Source organism: Pedobacter sp. MR22-3 (genome assembly GCF_026240075.1).
In the GTDB taxonomy this organism is placed as follows: Bacteria; Bacteroidota; Bacteroidia; order Sphingobacteriales; family Sphingobacteriaceae; genus Pedobacter.
This window is the reverse complement of sequence record NZ_JAPIVF010000002.1, coordinates 285,258-306,942: the sequence shown is the minus strand read 5'-3', so window position 1 is coordinate 306,942 and position 21,685 is coordinate 285,258. Positions and strand designations below refer to the sequence as shown.

General features: G+C 38.2%; 16 protein-coding genes. 8 read left to right on the top strand and 8 right to left on the bottom strand.

From position 1 onward, the window contains the following. Window positions 1-52: 52 nt before the first annotated feature. Entirely contained in the window at window positions 53-652 is a 600-nt protein-coding gene (msrA, locus tag OQ267_RS05040) for a peptide-methionine (S)-S-oxide reductase MsrA (RefSeq protein ID WP_265819892.1), read from the bottom strand. A 280-nt stretch (window positions 653-932) separates the two neighbouring features. Here msrA and OQ267_RS05035 point away from each other — a divergent pair, with 280 nt between their 5' ends. After that, window positions 933-1,895, top strand: coding sequence for an isopenicillin N synthase family dioxygenase (locus OQ267_RS05035; RefSeq protein WP_265835116.1), 963 nt, complete (start codon window positions 933-935; stop codon window positions 1,893-1,895). A gap of 97 nt (window positions 1,896-1,992) precedes the next feature. Beyond that, window positions 1,993-2,835 carry a DUF6929 family protein gene (locus tag OQ267_RS05030; RefSeq protein WP_265835115.1) on the top strand — a complete coding sequence of 281 codons (843 nt, stop codon included), beginning with the start codon at window positions 1,993-1,995 and terminating at the stop codon, window positions 2,833-2,835. A gap of 96 nt (window positions 2,836-2,931) precedes the next feature. On the opposite strand, the gene OQ267_RS05025 is transcribed toward OQ267_RS05030, so the two are convergent. Continuing rightward, the gene (locus OQ267_RS05025) at window positions 2,932-4,749 is read right to left on the bottom strand and encodes a serine hydrolase domain-containing protein (protein WP_265835114.1); all 1,818 of its coding nucleotides are present in this window, start codon (window positions 4,747-4,749) and stop codon (window positions 2,932-2,934) included. Between the two features lie 235 nt (window positions 4,750-4,984). Then, the gene (locus OQ267_RS05020) at window positions 4,985-5,557 is read right to left on the bottom strand and encodes a helix-turn-helix domain-containing protein (RefSeq protein ID WP_265835113.1); all 573 of its coding nucleotides are present in this window, start codon (window positions 5,555-5,557) and stop codon (window positions 4,985-4,987) included. Window positions 5,558-5,743: 186 nt separating this feature from the next. Here OQ267_RS05020 and mutL point away from each other — a divergent pair, with 186 nt between their 5' ends. The 6 genes from mutL to OQ267_RS04990 all read left to right on the top strand — a co-directional run bounded on the left by mutL (window position 5,744) and on the right by OQ267_RS04990 (window position 14,015). Next, window positions 5,744-7,582, top strand: a complete 1,839-nt coding sequence (gene mutL / locus OQ267_RS05015) for a DNA mismatch repair endonuclease MutL (RefSeq protein WP_265819896.1) — start codon at window positions 5,744-5,746, stop codon at window positions 7,580-7,582. A gap of 95 nt (window positions 7,583-7,677) precedes the next feature. Continuing rightward, entirely contained in the window at window positions 7,678-8,418 is a 741-nt protein-coding gene (locus tag OQ267_RS05010) for a rhomboid family intramembrane serine protease (RefSeq protein WP_088301863.1), read from the top strand. Next, window positions 8,411-9,265 (top strand): rhomboid family intramembrane serine protease, encoded by an 855-nt coding sequence (locus tag OQ267_RS05005; protein ID WP_265835112.1) that lies wholly within the window; start codon window positions 8,411-8,413, stop codon window positions 9,263-9,265. The genes OQ267_RS05010 and OQ267_RS05005 overlap by 8 nt, the downstream gene beginning before the upstream one ends. Beyond that, entirely contained in the window at window positions 9,265-10,389 is a 1,125-nt protein-coding gene (locus OQ267_RS05000) for an endonuclease/exonuclease/phosphatase family protein (RefSeq protein ID WP_265835111.1), read from the top strand. The genes OQ267_RS05005 and OQ267_RS05000 overlap by 1 nt, the downstream gene beginning before the upstream one ends. An 88-nt stretch (window positions 10,390-10,477) precedes the next feature. Further along, the gene (locus tag OQ267_RS04995; RefSeq protein WP_265835110.1) at window positions 10,478-11,110 is read left to right on the top strand and encodes an NAD(P)H-dependent oxidoreductase; all 633 of its coding nucleotides are present in this window, start codon (window positions 10,478-10,480) and stop codon (window positions 11,108-11,110) included. A gap of 178 nt (window positions 11,111-11,288) precedes the next feature. Continuing rightward, on the top strand, window positions 11,289-14,015 hold the full coding sequence (locus tag OQ267_RS04990) for a carboxypeptidase regulatory-like domain-containing protein (RefSeq protein ID WP_265835109.1): 2,727 nt from the start codon (window positions 11,289-11,291) through the stop codon (window positions 14,013-14,015). A 1,034-nt stretch (window positions 14,016-15,049) separates the two neighbouring features. Here OQ267_RS04990 and OQ267_RS04985 read toward each other — a convergent pair. From OQ267_RS04985 to OQ267_RS04965, 5 genes are all read right to left on the bottom strand, one after another. Next, on the bottom strand, window positions 15,050-16,009 hold the full coding sequence (locus OQ267_RS04985; RefSeq protein WP_265835108.1) for a 2-hydroxyacid dehydrogenase: 960 nt from the start codon (window positions 16,007-16,009) through the stop codon (window positions 15,050-15,052). A 54-nt stretch (window positions 16,010-16,063) separates the two neighbouring features. Next, entirely contained in the window at window positions 16,064-16,864 is an 801-nt protein-coding gene (locus OQ267_RS04980) for a DUF4249 domain-containing protein (protein ID WP_088301858.1), read from the bottom strand. 3 nt (window positions 16,865-16,867) lie between these two features. Next, window positions 16,868-19,195, bottom strand: coding sequence for a TonB-dependent receptor (locus tag OQ267_RS04975; protein WP_265835107.1), 2,328 nt, complete (start codon window positions 19,193-19,195; stop codon window positions 16,868-16,870). Window positions 19,196-19,368: 173 nt separating this feature from the next. After that, on the bottom strand, window positions 19,369-20,031 hold the full coding sequence (locus tag OQ267_RS04970; protein WP_265835106.1) for a GDSL-type esterase/lipase family protein: 663 nt from the start codon (window positions 20,029-20,031) through the stop codon (window positions 19,369-19,371). A 218-nt stretch (window positions 20,032-20,249) separates the two neighbouring features. Beyond that, window positions 20,250-21,683 (bottom strand): SusD/RagB family nutrient-binding outer membrane lipoprotein, encoded by a 1,434-nt coding sequence (locus tag OQ267_RS04965; protein ID WP_265835105.1) that lies wholly within the window; start codon window positions 21,681-21,683, stop codon window positions 20,250-20,252. Between the last annotated feature and the right edge of the window lie 2 nt (window positions 21,684-21,685).

Sequence of the window (21,685 nt, the reverse complement as noted above, 5' to 3'; positions counted from 1 at the left end):
CCTGACCTTGATTGCATAATGCCAATCACGGTCAGGAACTCTAGATTATTCGTCATTTCTTCAATTTCGATTTAAAGATTTTTTCCAGTTTTTCAATTTTAGGTTGAATAACTAATCTGCAATAGGCTTCATTGCCGTTTTTATTAAAATAATTTTGATGATAACTTTCCGCAGCATAAAATGGCTTTGCGGCTTCTATGGCTGTTACTACTTTTTTACCATAGGCATTTGTTTTGTTTAATTCTGCCTTATACTTTTCAGCCAGGGCTTTTTGTTCTGGTGTATGGTAAAAAATCACTGAACGGTATTGTGTTCCGGAATCTGCACCCTGACGGTTTAAAGTAGTTGGATCATGGCTTTTCCAGAAAACTTCCAATAATTCATCGTAAGAAATTTCCATTGGGTTGTAAGTAACCTGTAAAACTTCAGCATGACCCGTATTACCTGTACAAACTTCTTCGTAAGTTGGATTAGCTAATTGCCCACCTTCATAACCTGATTTTACGGCAGTAACTCCTTTTAAACGCTGAAAGATGGCTTCAGTACACCAGAAACAACCCATTCCAAAGGTTGCCTTTTCTGTTTTTTTCCCTTGTGCATTGGCCTGATTTAAGGCTAAGACAGACAATAGAATTAAAATTATTTTTTTCATGTGCTTTGTGTGTTTATTTCAGGATACTAAATACTTTATCTGATACATTCGAAACTTTAAGCTAAAATATCCTTGTTATTAATATTACGAAATAAAACCCATCGTGGTTTAAGATTAAACAATAATGGATTTTACATGACAAACCCAACATTTTGTCCTTTCTTGTGTTTATGTTAATAACTTAAAAATCTGATCATTAATTTTTTAGCTCCATCTTATTTACCTTAAAGACACTTATTAACAATTCTTTTTTAAATTCGTAAACATTAAATTTAAAATCATGTCTACACCGTATATTCCCTGTTTGAATTTGGGTTCTTATATCAATGGAACTGAAGAAGAACGTAAAAAATTTTCTGATGAGTTGGGCAGGGCCTTCAACGATTCGGGTTTTGTAACCATTACCAACCATGGTCTAAGCCAGGAATTAATTGACAAGCTGTATGAAAACATCCGTGCTGCTTTTGCTTTGCCTTTAGATATTAAAAAGAAATATGAGAAACCAGAGCTTGCTGGTCAACGTGGATATACGAGCGCAGGCAAGGAAACAGCAAAGGGTGCCAAAACGCCGGATTTAAAAGAGTTCTGGCAGATTGGACAGGAAGTGACGGATGGCGATCCGGTAAAGGAGCAATATCCCGACAATGAAGTTTTAGAAGAGCTGCCAGAATTTAACCAGGTTACGGGCGATATTTACAAGAAACTGGAAGAAAATGGAACACATCTTTTACGTGCAATTGCGACCTATCTTGAATTGCCCGTAAACTATTTTGATCAACATGTTCACAATGGTAACTCCATTTTGAGAGGTATTCATTACTTCCCTATTGAAAACCCTGAAGTTATTCCTGATGATGCTGTTCGTGCAGGTGCACATGAAGACATTAATTTGATTACTTTATTAATTGGTGCAAGTGCCGATGGTTTAGAGGTTTTAACCCGAAGCAATGAGTGGTTACCGATTAAGGCGCACCATACCGATATTGTGGTCAATGTTGGCGATATGCTGCAGCGTTTAACCAATAATAAATTAAAATCTACTACCCACAGAGTGGTTAATCCACCTCGTGAATTAATGAAAACATCCCGTTTCTCGGTACCGTTCTTCCTGCATCCACGTAGCGACATGGATTTAACCAGTTTATCATCTACCATTGATGCTGAACATCCAAAAGCTTACAGCGACATGACTGCCGGTGAGTACCTTGATGAAAGATTGAGAGAGATTGGTTTGAAGAAATAGTTTGGCGTTGGAAGTCCGGAGTCGGAAGTCCATAGTCCGGAGTTAAATAATATAAAAGCATCGGCTAAAATCGATGCTTTTTTGTTTACCTTAAAATATGCATTCCATTCAATTAGAAATTTTCAGACAGATAAAAGGTATTGGCTCTGCTTCCGGTATATTTTCAAATGCCGTACAGCTATATATTGTAGGTGATAATAGTGCCTTTTTAAATCAATACGACCTGAGCAGCAATAGATTGGAAAAGATTCAGATTTTATTCGATCAGCCCCTTACCCGGAAAGAAAACATTCCTAAATCCCTGAAACCAGATTTTGAGGTGCTCTGTCATTCTGAAAACACACTATATATTTTGGGTTCTGGCTCTACACTAAACCGGAACCGTCTAATTGCATACGATTTAAATACTAAAAAAATTAAGGCTCAAAATGTAAATAAAACCTATGAAAAGATGCGGCAAGTGGCCGGGATTGACCTTAAGAATTTTAATATTGAAGGTGCTATTTTTACCGGCAAGCAGTGGTTGCTATTTAACAGGGGAAATGGTCAGGAAGGAAAAAACGGAATATTTACCTTAATGGGGAATGATTTAACAGTTGTGAGCGAGATTAAATTTAGTCCGGTTCAATTGCCTCATATCAACCATGTAGAATCTTCCTTTACCGATGCGATACAGGTAGGAAAGAATATTTTTTTCATTGCTACTGCTGAAGATACTCAATCAACTTATCATGATGGTGAGATTCTGGGAAGCTTTATCGGAAGCATTGATTTACAAAACTTAAAACTCAGCTTTAGTTATAAAATTCCAGGTCAGCATAAGTTTGAAGGGATTGCCTTATTTAAACAGGAAAAAGACCGGCTTGAATTTTTGCTATGCGAAGACCGTGATACAGCGGAACTAAATACAACTGTTTATAAGTTAAGCTTAACTTTATAAGGTAGCTTTTAAGTGTAAAACACTTTATGATAAAACTTATTTAAAGTTGCCAACTTTCTGGCCAATTGACTATTTAGAATTGACAACTTTTTAGCTTTATTTTTTCGAGTCGTCAATCGCCTTATTCACCACATCCTGTATTCTGCCTCTAATTTTAAGATTTGATAATTTATCCGTTACCGTTGGGTTCACCCGGTTTGATAAGAAAATATAGACTAAACCCCGAGATGGATCTACCCACACGCAGGTTCCGGTATAACCGGTATGACCATAAGTTTGCGGCGATGCTAAATTAGAAGGATAGTGTTTGGTGCTATCCGGATCCCAGCGATCGAAACCTAAACCCCGGCGGCTTACGTTTGATTGCTTTGCTGTAAACATATCTACCGTTTGGGGTTTAAAATATTCCGTTCCGCCATAAGTCCCGCGGTTTAAAAGCATTTGGTACATGATAGCCAGATCATTTGCGCTGGCAAATAAGCCTGCATGGCCTGAAACACCTCCCGCCAAGGCTGCACCCTGATCATGAACATAACCTACCAACAATGTTTTTCTGAAATAAGTATCTTGTTCTGTTGGGATGATCTGATCCTTACTGAATCTGTTTCTCGGTAAAAACCCTGCAGTTTGCATGCCAAGAGGTTTATAAAACTGCTCGTAAGCATACTGATTTAATGGTTCCTCACTGATGTGCTCTACAATATCTTTCATCACATACATGCTGATATCGCTGTATACATATTTACCACGTGTTCTGATGGGCGAATTGAGCATTTTTGGCCACATAAAATCTTTAAAGAAACCTTTCTTAATGTAATACTGATCCGCCACTTTAGTAGGAAAAGCGGCAGATGAATCTCTGCTGTAATCGCCGGTTTTTACATAATCATGAAAAGGAATATATGGAATAAAACCTGCCTGGTGCAGCATCACTTCCCTCACCTGAATATTGTTCATTGGAGAAGTACGGGCTTTGGCAATATAGGTACCAATAGTGGTATCTAGTTTCAGTTTTCCTTCTTCAACTAAACGCATTACAGCAGGGGTAGTAGCGGCAATTTTAGTCACTGAAGCTAAATCAAAAATATCAGTAACCTGATCAGGTACTGTGGTATCATAAGTATGTGTTCCATAGGCCTTATTGAAAATTACCTTACCATCTTTGGCGACTAAAACAACCAAACCTGGTGTAGCTTTCTGGCTGATGGCTTCAGCCGCAATGGCATCAATTTCACTTAAACCATTTGAATTTAGTCCGGCATCTTCTGGAACCGTGTATTTCAACCTTGTTTTAGCAGTTATAAAGCCAGAACCCAAGGTATAACGTGCTGAAAAAGTAGTGGTGAGTTTATTCTCTGCCGCAATGCCACCAAAAATATATTGCGGAACCAAAGCCGCAGCATCTGCATTATTTTGTGCAGTAAAAACAATTGGCGATTGCAAGGCATCAAAGGTTTTTAAACCCGGTCCGTTGCCAAAAAAGGCTATAATTACTTTTTTTGTTTTGCTGATACTATTGATAAAATTAATATACCTGGTATTAGTGAGGTGTTGATCATCAATAGAAACCAATACGGTGTTATAGTATTTCAGGTCATCTTCCAGATCATTCAGGTTAACACTATCTTGATAATTCGCCGCAGAAAAAGAAGTTACCTTATCATATTTATTAGACAGACTATCAAAAACCATACTGTAGGCAAAACCTAAGCTGACCGAAGCAATAGTCTTTTTTTCCAGCGATTTTAAGGGGATAACCGAATCCTGATTATTTAATACCACGATGGTTTTAGCAATACTATTAGCAATGGAAAGCTTCCTTTCGTTGTTGGCATGATCTTGTGCACAAGCCATTAAACAGAGAATATTAAAAAAACTTACAGCAGCCAGAACCACTAATTTATTTCGTTTCATACGGCTAAAGATAGAAAATTGTAGTGATTTGACTTTTAAAAATCTACTTTGTAGCGGAATAAAAAGGTGAAAAGGTGTTATGAAATAACCATTCCTAAATTAGAAAGAAAGCCTTTCGGCACCAGACTTTATAATTCCTCATCTGCTTGCTGATATCGTTCGTCTCTTCCATAAGGAAGGCGATAACAAAATAATTCTTATCAACCACGGTTATTACATGCATCCCCAACCCTATTCAGGAAAATGATTTAAATAAGGGAATGGCAGGCTGATAAAAAGCTTTTTTAGATCGAACAGCCAGTATGATATTGATAATAATGCATATGAAATTAATTACATACATTAATAATATACAGATCATCATAACTTCTGGTCTGCCTAATTTTCCGATATGAAAAAACTTTCCATTAAAGCCAGAGGCACATAAAATAAATAGTAAAATACACCAAGTGGCCTGAAAATTCAGTAGCTTTCTTGCTGCATCATCTTCATCATCCCGTCTGTCCTTTTTAACGGCCCAAATAATTAAAGGCAATAAAAAACCAAGTAAAGGAAAAAGTATAAAGCTGAATGCGGATACATGAATGAGAATAACTGAGTTTCCTGAGGTCGTCTTGTTTGAAATTAATTTTTCATAAGTAGTATCTAAAGCTTCTGCAATATTGTTTAAGGTATATCCCCTTGGCATGGTCTCGTTTAATTCTATCCGTTGAATGGTTCTTAAACTTAAATTAGATTTCAACGCCAGTTCTTCCTGACTCAACCCTTTCTGCTGACGAAGTGTTTTAATTTTATAAGCTATATCCATTTGAAAACGTTCTTTTCAACAAATGTATTGTTATGGATTCAATTTAGCCAAAAACTTACTTACGTCATTTTTGTGACAATCCATTTTTACCACCCCAATATCCGTCATTTACATGTTGAGTTTTAAACAAATCCGTTTCATTAAGCTTATTTTCTATAATTTAGCCCATTCACATTGCCATATTACATGACTGATATTATTCACTTATTGCCCGATGCTGTTGCCAACCAGATTGCTGCCGGAGAAGTTGTTCAGAGGCCAGCTTCGGCGGTAAAAGAATTGCTAGAAAATGCTATTGATGCCGGTGCAGATAAAATACAACTGGTGATTAAGGATGCTGGTAAAGCACTAATACAGATCGTAGATAATGGTTGTGGGATGAGTGTAACAGATGCGCGTATGTGCTTTGAACGCCATGCCACTTCGAAGGTAAAAAAGGCAGAAGATTTATTTGCCATTCGCACCATGGGTTTTCGTGGTGAAGCCATGGCCTCCATCGCCGCGATTGCACAGGTGGAAATGAAAACCCGCAGGCATGAAGATGAGATTGGCACCTGTATTTCCATTGAAGGCGCACAGGTCATTGCACAGGAACCGGTTGCTACAGCAGCGGGCACTCAAATTTCTATTAAAAATCTGTTTTTTAATACGCCTGCCCGGAGAAACTTTTTAAAAAGCAATCCGGTAGAAATGCGCCATATCATTGATGAATTTCAACGTGTGGCATTGGCACATCCTGCTGTATTTTTTAGTTTGCACCACGATGGAACAGAGATTTTCAACCTTCCTAAAGGTAATTTGAAGCAGCGGATTGTACATCTTTTTGGCAATAATTACAATGAACGACTGGTTCCTGTTGAAGAGGAAACAACCATCATAAATTTAAAAGGATATATCGGTAAACCTGCCTTCGCTAAGAAAACGAGGGGAGAGCAGTTCTTTTTCGTGAACAACCGTTTTATAAAAGATCCATACCTTAATCACGCCGTTAGTTCTGCCTTTGAAGATCTTTTACCTGATGACAGTTATCCGCTTTACGTGTTGTTTATCGAAATTGATCCTGCAAAAATTGATGTCAACGTTCACCCAACGAAAACGGAAATCAAATACCTGGATGAAAAATCCATTTATGCGATTTTAAAATCGGCTGTAAAACGTTCCATCGGTCGGTATAACATTGCACCCACGTTAGATTTTGACCAGGAAACAGGCTTCAGTAATATGATCACGCAAAAGGCCGTGGAAGATATTGTTCCACCAAGTATCAACTTTAATCCGGATTTTAATCCCTTTGCCAGTGATAGCAGTTCAACCTCCGGTTATTCCTCCTCGCCCAGAAATTACGATGCAAAACCCAGTGCCAAAAACTGGGGTTCCTTATATGAGATTACTGACCAACCTGTTGTTGAACAAACATCCATTTACGCAGAAGACAGTCACGAAATTGAAACATCAAAAAAGCAGTACATGCAATTGCATAACCGCTATATTGTGTCGCAGATTAAATCAGGCTTAATGGTGATTGATCAGCAGATGGCACATGAACGAATCCTGTATGAACGTTTTCTCGTACATCTGGATGACCGCAAAGGTGCATCGCAGCAAAGTTTGTTTCCCCAAACCATTACTTTAAACGCCAATGATTTCGAACTGGCTAAAAGTTTACTGGATGATATAAAAAGTTTAGGCTTCGATGTACGGGAATTCGGTAAAAATACGTTGGTGGTAGAGGGTGTTCCCGTAGACCTGGGAAGCAGCAGCATTAATGAAACACAACTTTTTGAACAATTAATTGAAGGTTTTAAAAACACCCAGCAAGAATTAAAGTTAAGTAAGCGCGATCGCCTGGCAAGGAGTCTGGCTAAAAACAGTGCCATAAAAGCAGGTACAGCTTTAGCACAGGAGGAAATGAATACGCTGATTGATGAACTTTTTGCCTGTAAAACGCCTAACTTTAGCGTGAGCGGAAAACCAGTTATCCAAACGATTACATTAGCAGAACTGGATAAAAAATTTGAGAAGTGAGGAAAGTAAAAAGTTGAAAGCTAAAAGCCTGACAACCTAAACCCTAAACAATGGGCGATCAACAAAAAACGAAAAACGATAGAAGAAAACAATAAATGAACAACATACATATTCCACCAGTAGTTAAAAACCTGCTGATCATCAATATATTATTCTTTCTGGCTACTTTATATTTCGAAACCAAAGGAATCAGATTGGGCTTTAGTCTGGGTGCTTTTTACTTTGATTCACCAATGGCCAGGCCATGGCAACCCATTACCTACATGTTTATGCATGGTGGCTGGGCACATATTTTCTTTAACATGTTTGCGCTTTATTCCTTCGGTACGCTATTGGAAGCACGTTGGGGTGCAAAAAAATTCTTGATTTTTTATTTAATAACCGGACTTGGTGCGCTTGCTTTGCAGTTAGGCGTGCAGGCCTTCGAAACCTATCAGATAACTGGTGCTGTTGTTAACCCGGGTGCCGTTTCAGTTGATTTTGCCACCAGCATGGTTGAAGCCAATATAAAAGGTTTAAACAATCAGCAATTGTCAAAATTAATTGATATTTACACCACACCAATGGTAGGCGCATCAGGTGCCATTTTCGGACTTTTAGTTGCCTTTGGTATGCTTTATCCGAATGCGGAACTCATGATTATGTTCATTCCGGTGCCCGTAAAAGCAAAGTATATTATTCCTTTTTATATTCTGGTGGAATTGTTTTTAGGCGTGGGTCAGTTTGAAGGTGATTCTGTGGCACATTATGCACATTTGGGCGGGGCCTTAATCGGCTTCATACTGGTGAAGATATGGAAAGATAAAAACACCAATTTTTACACTTATTATGAATAATACTTTTAGAGATTTAAAGTTTAAAATATTTCAGTCTGGCAACCCGCTGTTTTTATATATTGGTTTAAATACCATTATATTTCTGGTTACCACTGTTCTTTCTGTATTCTTATTTCTGGCAAAAAGCGACTTCATGATCAGCGAATGGATCAGGAATTACTTTGGTGTTCCGGCAGCAATTTCTGCACTTCCTACCAGATTTTATACGGTAATTACCTATATGTTTTTCCATGATGGTTTCCTGCACCTTTTATTCAATATGCTTGGGCTATTCTGGTTCGGGAATATCTTTATGAATTTCTTAAAAAGCAGGCAATTCCATTTTGTTTACCTGGCTGGTGGAATTACAGGTGCCCTCCTTTATATTGCCGGGTTAAATATTTTTCCGGCCTTCGCCGGAGGCATTATCGGGCAAACGGTTATTGGTTCATCGGCAGCAGTAATGGCCATCATTGTGGCTACCGCTACGCTTGTTCCCAATTATGCCATTATGATGATGTTCATCGGTGAAGTAAAAATTAAATGGGTTGCCATCGTTTATTTCTTTATCTCATTTATTGGATTATCATCTGCAAATGCTGGTGGAAATTTAGCCCATATCGGCGGTGCGATTTTAGGCTTTGCGTTTATAAAAAGTTTACAGCGTGGCCGTGACTGGAGTAAATTATTTGAGCGTAAACCAAAATTACGCGTGGTTAAAAATGAAAAACCCCCCGTTAAAAAACCTGCCTTTAAAGATGTATCACAACAAGAAATCGATGCAATTTTAGATAAAATATCTTCATCAGGCTATGATAAATTAACTGCAACAGAGAGAGAGAAATTATTCAAAGCAAGCAAAGATTAATGTCGACTAAAAAGTATAATTTACTGGATAAACTATTATTTCCGATAGCGATCATTTTAGCTATAGGGTTAATATTGGGAACAGTTGCGGGCAATATGGATCCGCGTCAACATCCTATTATTGCTTTTTTCGGTTTAGCCTATCCATATTTTTTATTTCTTCACATCATCTTTATCGCCTGGTGGTGCATGAGTAAAAAATGGATTTTCGCATTGGCCAGTGTGGTTGTCATCGCCTATGGCTATAAAACTTTAAGGGCAACATTTTCCATTAGCGGAGATAAAGGCCCTATTGAAAAAGCGGATAACAGCATTAGAATGATGACCTATAATGTTCATAATTTTAAACTATACGGTGGTGAAAATGATGAATCGGTAAAAGAAAAAATACTCCAGGTGGTGAAAGAGCAAAATCCTGACATCATTTGTTTCCAGGAATTTTATACCCGTTATAAAGGAGATTTTGATACGATTGACAGCCTGAAAAAGATTTTAAAAACAAACCATTTCTTTTTTGTTCCGACCAATAAAAACGATTATGAAGCCATTGGTTTAGCCATTTTTTCAAAATTCCCGATTAAAGCCTCCGGTAAAATCCCATTTGTGGAGGGCTTCCCCGGCAATATGAGCATCTACACTGATTTAGATGTTAAAGGCCAAAACTTAAGGGTATACAATGTGCATTTCCAATCCATTTCTTTCGAAAAGCAGGATTATGAATATCTTGATAAGGTGAAAGAAATGAATACGCAAATTCAGCCATCAAAACGCATTTTAAGGATGTTAAAAAGTGCTTTTCTTAAAAGGAGCAGTCAAGTAGATGTAATGAAGAAAGAAATGGCAAACTGTAAAACCCCTTACCTGATTGCCGGCGATTTTAACGATACGCCTGCATCATATGTAGTGACCCAGATTACTCAAAACCTTAACAATGCTTTTATTAAAAAAGGTTCGGGCTTCGGCACCACTTACAATGGCAAATTTCCAAATTTTCAGATCGATTATATCGCCACCTCCAAAAACCTGGAAGTGCTGAACTATAAAATAGAAAAAGCAAAATTATCAGATCATTTCCCAGTAAGAAGTGATTTAAGACTAAACGCTCAACCAATAGAGAAGAAATAGTTATTTGCCCTGCATGAATTTATTTTCTTATCATACATCAACATACCAGGTAACTGTTTTGCAGATATTTGGACAAAATTTATAACCCATGAGCTTAATCGATGCACTAAACTGGCGTTATGCCGTTAAAAAAATGAATGGTCAGCCTGTAGAACAAGATAAGGTAGATCAAATTATAAAAGCTGCGCAGCTGGCCCCAACATCTTCAGGCTTACAGCCCTTCAAGGTTATTGTCATCACAAACCAGGAATTAAAAGAACAAATCTTGCCAATAGCTTATAACCAATCGCAAGTGGTAGATGCTTCTCACCTTTTGGTTTTTGCTGCCCAGGAAAATTATACCGAAGAAGGAATTGATGAAGTGTTCGATAGAATGAATACCGAACGCGGTTTGCCCTTAGATACTACAGATGCTTATAAAGCACAGTTAAAAGGCATGGTATTATCCCGATCTGCGGAAGAAAACTTTCACCATGCAGCCAAACAGGCCTACCTTGCTTTTGGTGTTGCCATTGCCCAGGCCGCTTTATTAAAAGTTGACCATACGCCTATGGAAGGTTTTGATGCCTCAAAACTGGATGAATTATTAGGCTTAAATGAAAAACACTTAAAAAGCGTAACCTTATTACCATTAGGGAACAGAGATGAAAATGGCGACTGGCTGGCAAATCTTAAAAAAGTGCGTACGCCTTTAAATGAGTTTGTAATAGCATACAAATAAAAAATCCATATCCAACAGTATAATGAACAAGCTGGCTTTGGCCGGCTTGTTTTTTTATATCAAAATTCCGGTAAATTTTCTGAATACTTAATGTAAAAAAGTGTTAAAGATGCATACAATTTAGGTGCTCTATTTTTAATTGGATATATTTACAACCTAAGTATTTAATTTCCAATTCATGAAAATTTTTAGACTATCCTTTTTAATCCTCACCCTTCTATTTACCATACATTTTTCCTCATCAGCACAAACGGATACAGTTAGCATCAATACCCTCATTGCCAAAACCAACAAAGCATTAAATGATTATCCGTCAGAGAAAATCTATCTTCATTTTGATAAGCCTTATTATGCCATTGCAGATACGGTTTGGTTTAAAGCTTACGTAACCGAGAATCAAAACTTGCTATCCGGAATCAGTAAGATTATTTATGTTGATGTGATTAACCAGAAAGATTCATTGATCCAAACGATAAAACTGCCTGTTAACGGCGGCGTGGCGAATGGAAATTTCCCTCTGGATCAGGTGAATTATAAACAAGGCAATTATCATATCAGGGCTTATACCATGTGGATGCTCAACTTTGATAACCCAGCTTATTTTAATAAAACTTTCTATGTAGGTGAGGCGATTGATAAAGAAGTTAAAACCCACATTACCTATAAAAACACTTCTACTGATAAACAGGAAAAGATTGATGCCCGTGTGCAGTTTAAAGATGTCAATAATAAGCCTTATGCCAACAGAAACGTAAGCTGGCAGGTAGTAACCAGTTATACGGTGATTGCCAAAGGCAGGGGTACAACTGATGCCAATGGTTACCTAACAATTGCCATGAGCGCCAACCAAAAGGCCGAATATCAATTAAAAAAAGGTGAATTAATCACCAGCCTGAATACCACGGATAAAGATGTAGTAAGCAATAGCTTTACCCTGGCCAATGCCATTTTAAGTAAGGATTTTCAATTCTTTCCCGAAGGCGGAAACCTCATTGCCGGACTGGTGAATAAAATCGCCTTCAAGGCCATTAAAAGTGATGGATTAGGCATTAATGCTAAAGGAACTGTTACCGATAGCGATGGCAAGCAAATCGCGACTTTTAATGCCCAGCACCTGGGGATGGGCAGTTTTGATTTACTGGCCGAAAATGGAAAAACGTACAAAGCCACGGTAACTTATACGGATGGCACTACAGCGACTTATCCCCTTCCGGCCGTTAATGAAAAGGGTATCAAAGTAACCGTTGATAATACGGACGCTGAAAACGTTCAGGTTAAAATTGTTTCTAATGATGCTTTCTTCGATGAAAATAAAGGCAAAAAGCTATATCTGGTAGCACAAAGTAAAGGTGTAATTTGTTATGGTGCGCAAACGGCATTATCAAATAAAGAATATAGTACGAGTATTTTAAAATCTAAGTTTCCATCTGGCATTGCGCAGTTCACCTTATTTACAGATGCAGGCAAGCCACTAAGTGAGCGATTGGTATTTGTTCAGCATAAAAATAACATGGCTGTCACTTTAACCACTGCCACCCCAGCTTATGGCGTAAAGAAAAAAGTAAAGGTTAATGTATCTGCTAAAAAAGATGGTGCTCCTGTTGAAGGAAATTTCTCTGTGGCAGTGGTAGACGAAACAAAAGTACCGGCAAATGATGATGCTACCAGTACCATTTTAACCGGACTATTACTCAGCAGTGATATTAAGGGTTATGTAGAAAAACCTAATTATTACTTTAACGCACCCGATGCTAAAAAGAATGCTGACCTGGATGTACTCTTGCTTACGCAAGGTTACCGCAGTTTTAAGTATACGGATGTGTTGGCAGGCAACTTACCAAAAATCAGCTTTATGCCAGAACAGGGCATAGAAGTTTCTGGAATATTAAGAATGAATAATGGTATTCCGGTGAGGAAAGGACAGTTATTGCTTACCATTCCTGATAAACGTTTTAACCTGGAAGGCATAACAGATCCGGTTGGAAATTTCAGGTTTAAGAATTTAGTGCTGAATGATTCTTCAAAAGTAACCATCACGGCTAAATATAATCCCAATTATAAAGCCATGGCCATCAGCCTGAACGGATCTCCTGTACCAACCCTAACCCGAAATTTCAGTGCCGCAGAGGAGGTTTTAAACATTGATAGTGCCCTGACCACTTATTTAGATAACAGCAAAAAGCAGTATTCTTATTTACACACGCTAAAAGATGTAACCATTAAAGGTGCTGTTACCCCAAAAGTGAGCCATAAAGATTACCCCAACCTAACCGGACTTCCGCAAATGGCTGATCATGAAATAACAGGTGATCGTTTACAAGGTTGTGCTTTATTAATTAATTGTTTGCAGGGTATGCTTGCCGGTGTAACCTATCAGGATAATAACTTTTATGTAACCCGCGACTTTAATGCCGGCAAAAAGATTCCGATGGGAATTTTTATCAATGGAATGAGTGTTGATGTGAACCAGATTAATACTTTAAATCCAAATGAAATCGAATCTATTGAAGTATTTTTAAGGGATGAGCTGGGTTTAGTAAACCGTGCAAATAACGTAAATGGAGTAATTGTATTTAACCAGAAGAAAGCACCGAAGGGAACGAAAATCTCAAAAGCACAATTGCTGGATTTGCTTCCTAAAAACTACGAAGTGACGTTTTCACCTCAAGGTTATAATAAAGAGAAACAATTCTATTCGCCTAAATATGATGTTCCGGCTAATATGAACAAAACCGATTTAAGAACCACCATTTACTGGAATCCAAAAATCATCACAGACGCTACCGGAAATTCCTCTTTTGAATTTTATAATGCAGATGGAAAGGGGCAATATAAAGTGATTATTGAAGGAATTGACGCCAATGGAAACTTAGGCAGATCAATATTACGATATACGGTTAAATAGTAGTAATATGGTTTTATAATGGCTCGGATACTGATGGTATCTGAGTCTTAATTGATTTATATAGTTTAGTAGTTCCCGCTGATTTCGCAGATCCACGCAGATTCATACACCTCACTTAAAAAAAATAAGTAAGTATCAGCTTCATTATTCTGCGCTTATCATTTTAAATCTGCGGGAGGTAATGGCATGTCATTCAAAGTTTCCCGCGGATTTCGCAGATCCACGCAGATTCATACACCTCGTTTAAAAAAAATAAGTAGACATCAACTTCATTATTCTGCGCTTATCATTTTTAATCTGCGGGAGTTAATGGCATGTGATTCAAAGTTTCCCGCTGATTTCACAGATCCTCGCAGATTCATACACCTAATTTAAAAAATAAGTAGGCATCAACTTCATTATTCTGCACTTATCATTTTAAATCTGCGGGAGTTAATGGCATGTCATTCAGAGTTTCCCGCGGATTTCGCAGATCCCCGCAGATTCATACACCTCACTTAAAAAAAATAAGTAAGTATCAGCTTCATTATTCTGCGCTCATCATTTTAAATCTGCGGGAGTTAATGGCGTGTGATTCAAAGTTTCCCGCTGATTTCGCAGATCCACGCAGATTCATACATCTCATTTAAAAATATAAACATCAAATTCATTATTCTACGCTTATCATCTTAAATCTGCGGGAGTTAATGGCGTGTGATTCAAAGTTCCCGCTGATTTCGCAGATCCCCGCAGATTCATACATCTCATTTAAAAATATAAACATAAAATTCATTATTCTGCGCTTATCATCTTAAATCTGCGGGAGGTAATCGCATGTCATTCAAAGTTTCCCGCTGATTTCGCAGATCCACGCAGATTCATACACCTCGTTTAAAGAAAATAAGTAGACATCAACTTCATTATTCTGCGCTTATCATTTTAAATCTGCGGGAGGTAATGGCATGTCATTCAAAGTTTCCAGCTGATTTTCATACTGATCCGGAGTAACTACTGATAAAAGTAAACGCATTTTATACACTGGAAACTTAAATCACTTACCAAACAGGATACGGCAATTTCTCACCATTCAATCCGGCAATAACATTTTCAGCAATGAGTTTCGCCATGGCATCACGTGTTTCTTTCGTTGCGGAGCCGATATGAGGTAAAACAGCCGCATTATCCATATTTAATAAGGGGTTATCTTTATCCATGGGTTCAGGATTGGTTACATCTAAACCCGCACCCCAGATGATTTTTTCTTCCAATGCCTTGATTAAATCTTTTTCATTGTGAATGCCACCTCTCGCTGTGTTGATAAATATGGAGCTTAGTTTCATTTTTTTGAAAACATCCATCGAAAATTTATCTTTCGTTTCATCTGTCAGCGCAGTATGAACGCTAATGACATCACTTTTTGCCAGCAATTCTTCGAAGGAAACATATTTTGCATCGATTTCTTTTTCTGCAGCTTCGTTACGAGACCGATTATGGTAAATAACAGGCATCTGAAAAGCACCTGCACATTTTTTAGCCATTTCCAGTCCGATTTTCCCCAATCCAAAAATGCCCAGTGTCTTTCCGTTTAACTCTATACCTAATTCTGGTGTAGGCTCGTAATTCTGCCACTTACCATTTATAATTTTCTTATGCAGGTAAAATGCTTTTCTGGAAACGGCCAGCATTAATAAAAAAGCAGCAGAAGCCGTGGCACCGCTTAAAACACCAGGTGTATTGCCAACGGGAATATTTAACTTTTTTGCCTCCGCTACATCTACCTGATCAAATCCTACTGAATGTAGCGCAATAACCTTTAAATGTTTAACAGCATTCAAAAATTTAGCATCAATTTTATTCGGGCCCACACTCACTAACGCATCCTGATCTTTACAGGCCTCGATTAATTCTTCAGGAGTAATCTGCCGATCCTCCTTCCATTGGGTAATTTCTATGTTTTTTTCTTCCAGTTGTTTTATACCAATCTGTGCAATGTTACCGCTTATAAATACTTTCATACAGTTAAAACAATGAAAATTTGAAGGTGTTTTAATATTCCAAAATCGGCATCTTTATTTTACCGTGGTACTTAGCCTTTGAAAAGTATGGGCACTAAAATAACCTAAAGCTCCGTTAGAAATATTAGATGTTGGGTTAGCAGGCGTGGTCCCCTGATTCGGACCCCCACCAGATTGCTCGCTTAATGCGTACCAGTAATTAAAAATATTGGCGTCAATACCTTCCATTTCTACACTAATATTATCGCCGCTTTTTAAACCCTCATCATCGTCATCATTTGCCTCATAAAACAATTGAATCCGCAGGTTATTGCCATTGGTTAAGCGATCGTTGTTCACATAAATCCGATCAGAAAAAAAGCCATTTACATACAGGTTAAAGTGGTAAAAATTGGTTTCATTTACAGGATCTACCAGAAAAGCAGCAGCCGTTTTACGCTCATTTCCAAAAAAGTTATTGGTTATCACACCAATAGAATCCAGCTTCACAAGGTTAGGCATTTTTGAACTGGCCTGGTAATTTTTACCCTCAGCAGTGACATCCATTTTATAGGTAATACCAGCAACACCTCTCATACGGTTTACATAAATACCGGGCGCCTTCTCTGTAAAAACATAGGTGTTGCCATTGTTATCACTCACTTTAACTGTAGCGCCTGATACTTTGGGATAAACCCCTTTCTCATCATAGCCCACAGTTTTACTGATCAAAATCTGCTGTTCGATTAACCTGTTTGAAATTTTCCCTTCAATAACCAACTGTGGTGCTGCATTGTTGGTATCAATCTGGATAATCTTTTTACAGGATGCCAGACCAATAGTGGTCATCAGCAAGTATATTAAATATTTTTTCATGGGTTAAAATTTAAAATTCCAGGTTACAGAAGGAATAATTCCAAAAAGAGAGGTTTGTTCTGCCGCGGTTTTACCTGGCTCATTCGGATCATTGATAAACTCAATTGAATATGGATTTTTTCTGTTCAGGGCATTATATACACCAAAGTTCCAGCTGGATTGAAATCTGCCTCTGCGTTTGCCTTCCAGCGTGGCACTTAAGTCCAGGCGCATATTATAGGGCATTCTTCCAGCATTTCTTTCTGTATAATAATATACTGTTTGTCCGCCAACGATATACTTCCCTGCCGGAAAAGTAACGGCATTTCCAGTACTGTAGATAAAGCTGGAAGAGAAAGTCCAGCGTTGATTCAGGTTATAGATACCAACTACCGATAGATCATGCGTGCGATCCTGTCGGGCCGGGAAGTAGTTCCCGTTATTCAGTTCCGCAAACTTCCGTTCTGTTTTTGATAAGGTATAACCGATCCAGCCATTGATCTTTCCGAATTTCTTTTTAAAGAACAATTCCAAACCATATGCCCGGCCCGTACCATAAAGCAATTCTGACTCTACATTTGAATTGGCCAGCAGTTGCGCCGCATTCTTGTAATCGATCTGATTCTGCATCCATTTGTAATACACTTCACCAGACAGTTCATAATTATTTTCATCGAGGTTTTTAAAATAACCCAGGGCTACCTGGTCTGCGATTTCGGGTTTGATGTTATTGCTGCTTAACACGTACTGATCAGTGGGTGAACTCGATGTGGCATTGGTTAAAATATGGATATTTTGTGTATTTCGGTTATAAGATGCCTTTACAGAGTTTCGTTCGTTGAGCAAATAACTCACAGAAAAACGAGGTTCCAGATTGAGGTAATTTTTATAAAACTTCCCACTACCGACCTGATCTGTCTGGTTGATATTTCCTTCCTTATCATACTGGCTAAAATTACCCGGACCTAACAATGAAAAAGCAGCCAGGCGTACACCATACAAAAAGTTAAGCTTATCGTTTACCGCCCATTCATCTGATACATAGGCGGCACTTTCCAATCCATAACGTTTTTCTTGTACCAGTGGATTCACCTGCGATTCCTGACTGCTTGTCGTGATATCAATGGGCGAAATGCGGTGATGCGTAGCGTTTAAGCCAAACCTGAAAGTGTGCTGGTTACTGAAATATTGAAAATCTTCCTTAAAATTAAAATCCCTCACCAATGAAGTAGCCTTAAAATTGGTGACATCATTCAGCAACCTTACGGTGTAGTTATAATTGTTGTAAATGAGTGAAGTATTGGAAAATAAGCGATCGTTAAAAATATGATTTAAACGAATAGTGGTGGTTACGTTTCCCCAGTTGTTTTCAAATAAATCTTTAACACCAATATTATCCTTACCGAAATAGCCAGAAATATAAATGGTGTTTTTATCGTTGATTTTATAATTCGCCTTGGCATTGATGTCATAAAAGTTCAGGGTACTTCCATTGATGGATGAATCAGGTGAAGCACGTAAAAAAAGATCGATATACGTCCGCCTGAAACTGACCATGAATGAGCCTTTATCTTTTACAATAGGTCCTTCGGCTTTTAGTCGGGAGGCGATTAAACCTATTCCACCCTGAAATTTAAATTCCTTATTATTGCCATCATCCATTTTAACGTCTAAAACAGATGATAATCGGCCGCCATATTGTGCGGGCATTCCTCCTTTGTATAAACTTACATCCTTGATGGCATCGGCATTAAAGGTAGAAAAGAAACCCAAAAGATGGGAGGAGTTGTAAACCACTGCCTCATCCAGGATAATCAGATTTTGATCGGCCGCACCACCACGTACATAAAAACCAGTATTTCCCTCGCCTCCTGATTTCACACCTGGCAGCAATTGAATGGTTTTTAAAACATCCTTCTCCCCCAACAAAACCGGAATAGTGTTTAAGGATTTCATATCGATCCGCTCCAGACCCATCTGCGCACTTTTGACGTTCTCATTTTTGCGGTTATTGGCATTTACCGTTACTTCGGCCAGATCATTGGTACTCTTCAATTCCTCATTCAGTTTCGTATCCTTATTGAGGGTAATGCTTTTTGTTACGGGAATGAAACCAGTATAACTCACCGTAACGGTGTACGTTCCTTCGGTTTGTATTAAGGCAAAATAACCATAGTTGTTGGTTAGCGTAGCCGCATTGGCTGGTCCTGATATTTTAATGGTAGCACCAATTAAGGTTTCGCCAGAACTTGCATCACGGATGGTACCGCTTAAAGTAAATTTGTTTTGAGCGGAAACCGATGAACTGAATAATAACAAAAGGAAAATAGGCAGGTAGAATTTTATCGACATATATACGGGAATCTTTTGAAATAAAGTTTCAAATGTACGAAATACGTAATGATGTCCATGTGATGAATGTATTAATGCAGACACATTTAATCAAAATGGCGCACTGCATTGTGCTGACGTAAGGCCATCACTCAACTAATGTCATTCGATCAAAAAGCCAACGTCATATTAATTTAATTCTTCAATAAATGTGGTTCAACTGCTTTTTTCCAGATGGCATATCCCGCAGCATTCATGTGCAACATATCTTCCACAAAAAGTTCCGGACGTAGATCGCTCTTTTTTGTTAACATTAAGCTGTACACATCAATAAATTTGGTATTGGATTCTTTGGAAAGAAAAGCTTTGATTAATGCATTAGCGGCGATTGCTTTTTCTTTGAATGCCGCCCTGCTAGGGCTGGGTTTAATGGAGATGTACAATATGGGTATATTAGGCAATGTAGCCCTTATCGATTTATATAGGGTGATGGTTCTGTTTAAAACCGAATCGGGTGTAGTCTTTTCATTTGGCAGATCGTTCTCCCCTACATAAAGTACAATTTGACGGGGGTGATATGGAAAAACAACATCCTTTAAATAGAAAGTAATGTCGTTGGTTACCGCCCCGCCAATGCCACGGTTAAGTACATTGTATTTGGCAAAAACCTGGGTGAGATCATCCCATTTACGAATGGATGAACTCCCTACAAATAGTATGGGTTTCACCGGAGGTTTATACATCTGGTCATATTTTTTTATCGTTTGTACATCATCCCAGAAAGCAGGTTTATTTTGGGCAAAAGCAGCTATAAATAAAAATGGAGAAAGAATCAGTGTAAAGATTATTTTTTTCATGATGTTGAGATTTTGAAAGTGCACAAGATAACAATCGTACATATAAATTTAAGAAATTTGATGTAACAGATTTAGTAACCGCGGTTTTTATACTATAGATATGGCCTTTATTTAACCCTCTTTAAAAACTAGTTTGAGCAAAATGAGTAAAGTAAGAACACTGCACAACAAAGCCGCCTTAACGATTGCTAAAGCGGCTTCAAAATTTTGCATGAAGATTATTTCACATCAAACCATAATCTGGTGGTTAACAAATCTGCTCCCTGACTGGCTACCGCATTCCTGTAACTCTGCCCATTGAGCGATTGCTCCGTTCCGGGATAGATAAAGCGCACCGGAATTTGTCCGTTCAACACCGTATTAACTGATGGCGTAAGTTGAGGATAATCCAGTCTGCGTCTTTCTGCCCAGGCTTCCAGACCTTGTCCGAAGAGTGCAATCCACTTTTGTTCGCCGATTGATTTCTTATAATTTGTCGCATCATATTGCACTGCGGCCTGTGTTACATAACTGGCGACTAAAGCATCAGCTACGCCAAATTGTTTTAAAGAAGCGACAATCCCTTGCTGGTATAGATCAGCCGCGTTCTCTGCGGTAAAACCTCTTGCTGCTGCCTCTGCTCGATCGAACAATAATTCTGCATAACTAAAAATTACTGCCGGTGATTGTGGCGTCAGAAAATAAGTGCCTGGTTTGGAGGTTTTCGCAAAACCAATACCGCTGGCTTCCGAATTGGTTAAACCATTAGGTAACCCTACATATTCTTCAGCTGTAGCTGTTTGCGTTTTACTGGCATAAACAGGTAAACGGGGATCATTCAGACTGAATAATTTATCTACAATGGTTTTGCTGATCCGGTAATCATCTCTGGTATCAAACAATGCACTCACCGGGTTTTGTTGTGGTGAACTCTGGTAAATTAATTGTGCAATATCTGCATTTTCACTCATGTAAGCATCACCGTCATTTTTAATATCGTCTAAAACCTGCTTCGCCTTCGCTGGTTCCTGATCTGCTATCCGGAGTGCAATCCGTAACCTGAGTGAGTTGGCCAGTTTTTTCCACCTGGTAATATTGCCATTGTAAATTACATCTCCGGCAATCGCTTTTCCGGCAGGATCTAAAGTATTTTTTGCTGTTTTCAAATCTTTTAGCAGGCCGTCATAAACATCCTTTTGTTTATCATAAGCTGGTGTGATAAATTCTTTTATTTGTCCTGCCTGACTGTATGGGATATCGCCATAAGCATCAGTAAGCAACAAAAATGACCAGGATCTTAAAGTTAATGCCACACCCGTATAATTTGGATTACTGGTTGTATTTCCAATCTCTATAATTTTATTTAAACCATTAATACTGGTTGAATATAAAGTAGACCATAGCGTGGTAAAGCTACTGTTGGTATAAATAAACCTATCTTCTTCCGTATACTGTACTTTGGCCCAATGCTGAACAAACAGGAGACTGGAGTTCATGTTATTGGTGGTGCCCCAATAGGCGTCAGCTGTATTTTTGATGGCAGCAGTTAACAAATAATCAGGCTGTGCATTTTCAGTTACATTGGGGTTGATGTTGGTCTCATCCAGTTCTTTCTTGCAGGACGTAGCGCAAACAGAAAGAGAAATCAGGCTATATAATAATATTTTTTTCATGA

What these genes read in the sequence shown, in the direction of transcription:
- msrA (WP_265819892.1), bottom strand. Translation starts at nt 652, where the DNA reads ATGAAAAAAATAATTTTAATTCTATTGTCTGTCTTAGCCTTAAATCAG.
- OQ267_RS05035 (WP_265835116.1), top strand. Translation starts at nt 933, where the DNA reads ATGTCTACACCGTATATTCCCTGTTTGAATTTGGGTTCTTATATCAAT.
- OQ267_RS05030 (WP_265835115.1), top strand. Translation starts at nt 1,993, where the DNA reads ATGCATTCCATTCAATTAGAAATTTTCAGACAGATAAAAGGTATTGGC.
- OQ267_RS05025 (WP_265835114.1), bottom strand. Translation starts at nt 4,749, where the DNA reads ATGAAACGAAATAAATTAGTGGTTCTGGCTGCTGTAAGTTTTTTTAAT.
- OQ267_RS05020 (WP_265835113.1), bottom strand. Translation starts at nt 5,557, where the DNA reads ATGGATATAGCTTATAAAATTAAAACACTTCGTCAGCAGAAAGGGTTG.
- mutL (WP_265819896.1), top strand. Translation starts at nt 5,744, where the DNA reads ATGACTGATATTATTCACTTATTGCCCGATGCTGTTGCCAACCAGATT.
- OQ267_RS05010 (WP_088301863.1), top strand. Translation starts at nt 7,678, where the DNA reads ATGAACAACATACATATTCCACCAGTAGTTAAAAACCTGCTGATCATC.
- OQ267_RS05005 (WP_265835112.1), top strand. Translation starts at nt 8,411, where the DNA reads ATGAATAATACTTTTAGAGATTTAAAGTTTAAAATATTTCAGTCTGGC.
- OQ267_RS05000 (WP_265835111.1), top strand. Translation starts at nt 9,265, where the DNA reads ATGTCGACTAAAAAGTATAATTTACTGGATAAACTATTATTTCCGATA.
- OQ267_RS04995 (WP_265835110.1), top strand. Translation starts at nt 10,478, where the DNA reads ATGAGCTTAATCGATGCACTAAACTGGCGTTATGCCGTTAAAAAAATG.
- OQ267_RS04990 (WP_265835109.1), top strand. Translation starts at nt 11,289, where the DNA reads ATGAAAATTTTTAGACTATCCTTTTTAATCCTCACCCTTCTATTTACC.
- OQ267_RS04985 (WP_265835108.1), bottom strand. Translation starts at nt 16,009, where the DNA reads ATGAAAGTATTTATAAGCGGTAACATTGCACAGATTGGTATAAAACAA.
- OQ267_RS04980 (WP_088301858.1), bottom strand. Translation starts at nt 16,864, where the DNA reads ATGAAAAAATATTTAATATACTTGCTGATGACCACTATTGGTCTGGCA.
- OQ267_RS04975 (WP_265835107.1), bottom strand. Translation starts at nt 19,195, where the DNA reads ATGTCGATAAAATTCTACCTGCCTATTTTCCTTTTGTTATTATTCAGT.
- OQ267_RS04970 (WP_265835106.1), bottom strand. Translation starts at nt 20,031, where the DNA reads ATGAAAAAAATAATCTTTACACTGATTCTTTCTCCATTTTTATTTATA.
- OQ267_RS04965 (WP_265835105.1), bottom strand. Translation starts at nt 21,683, where the DNA reads ATGAAAAAAATATTATTATATAGCCTGATTTCTCTTTCTGTTTGCGCT.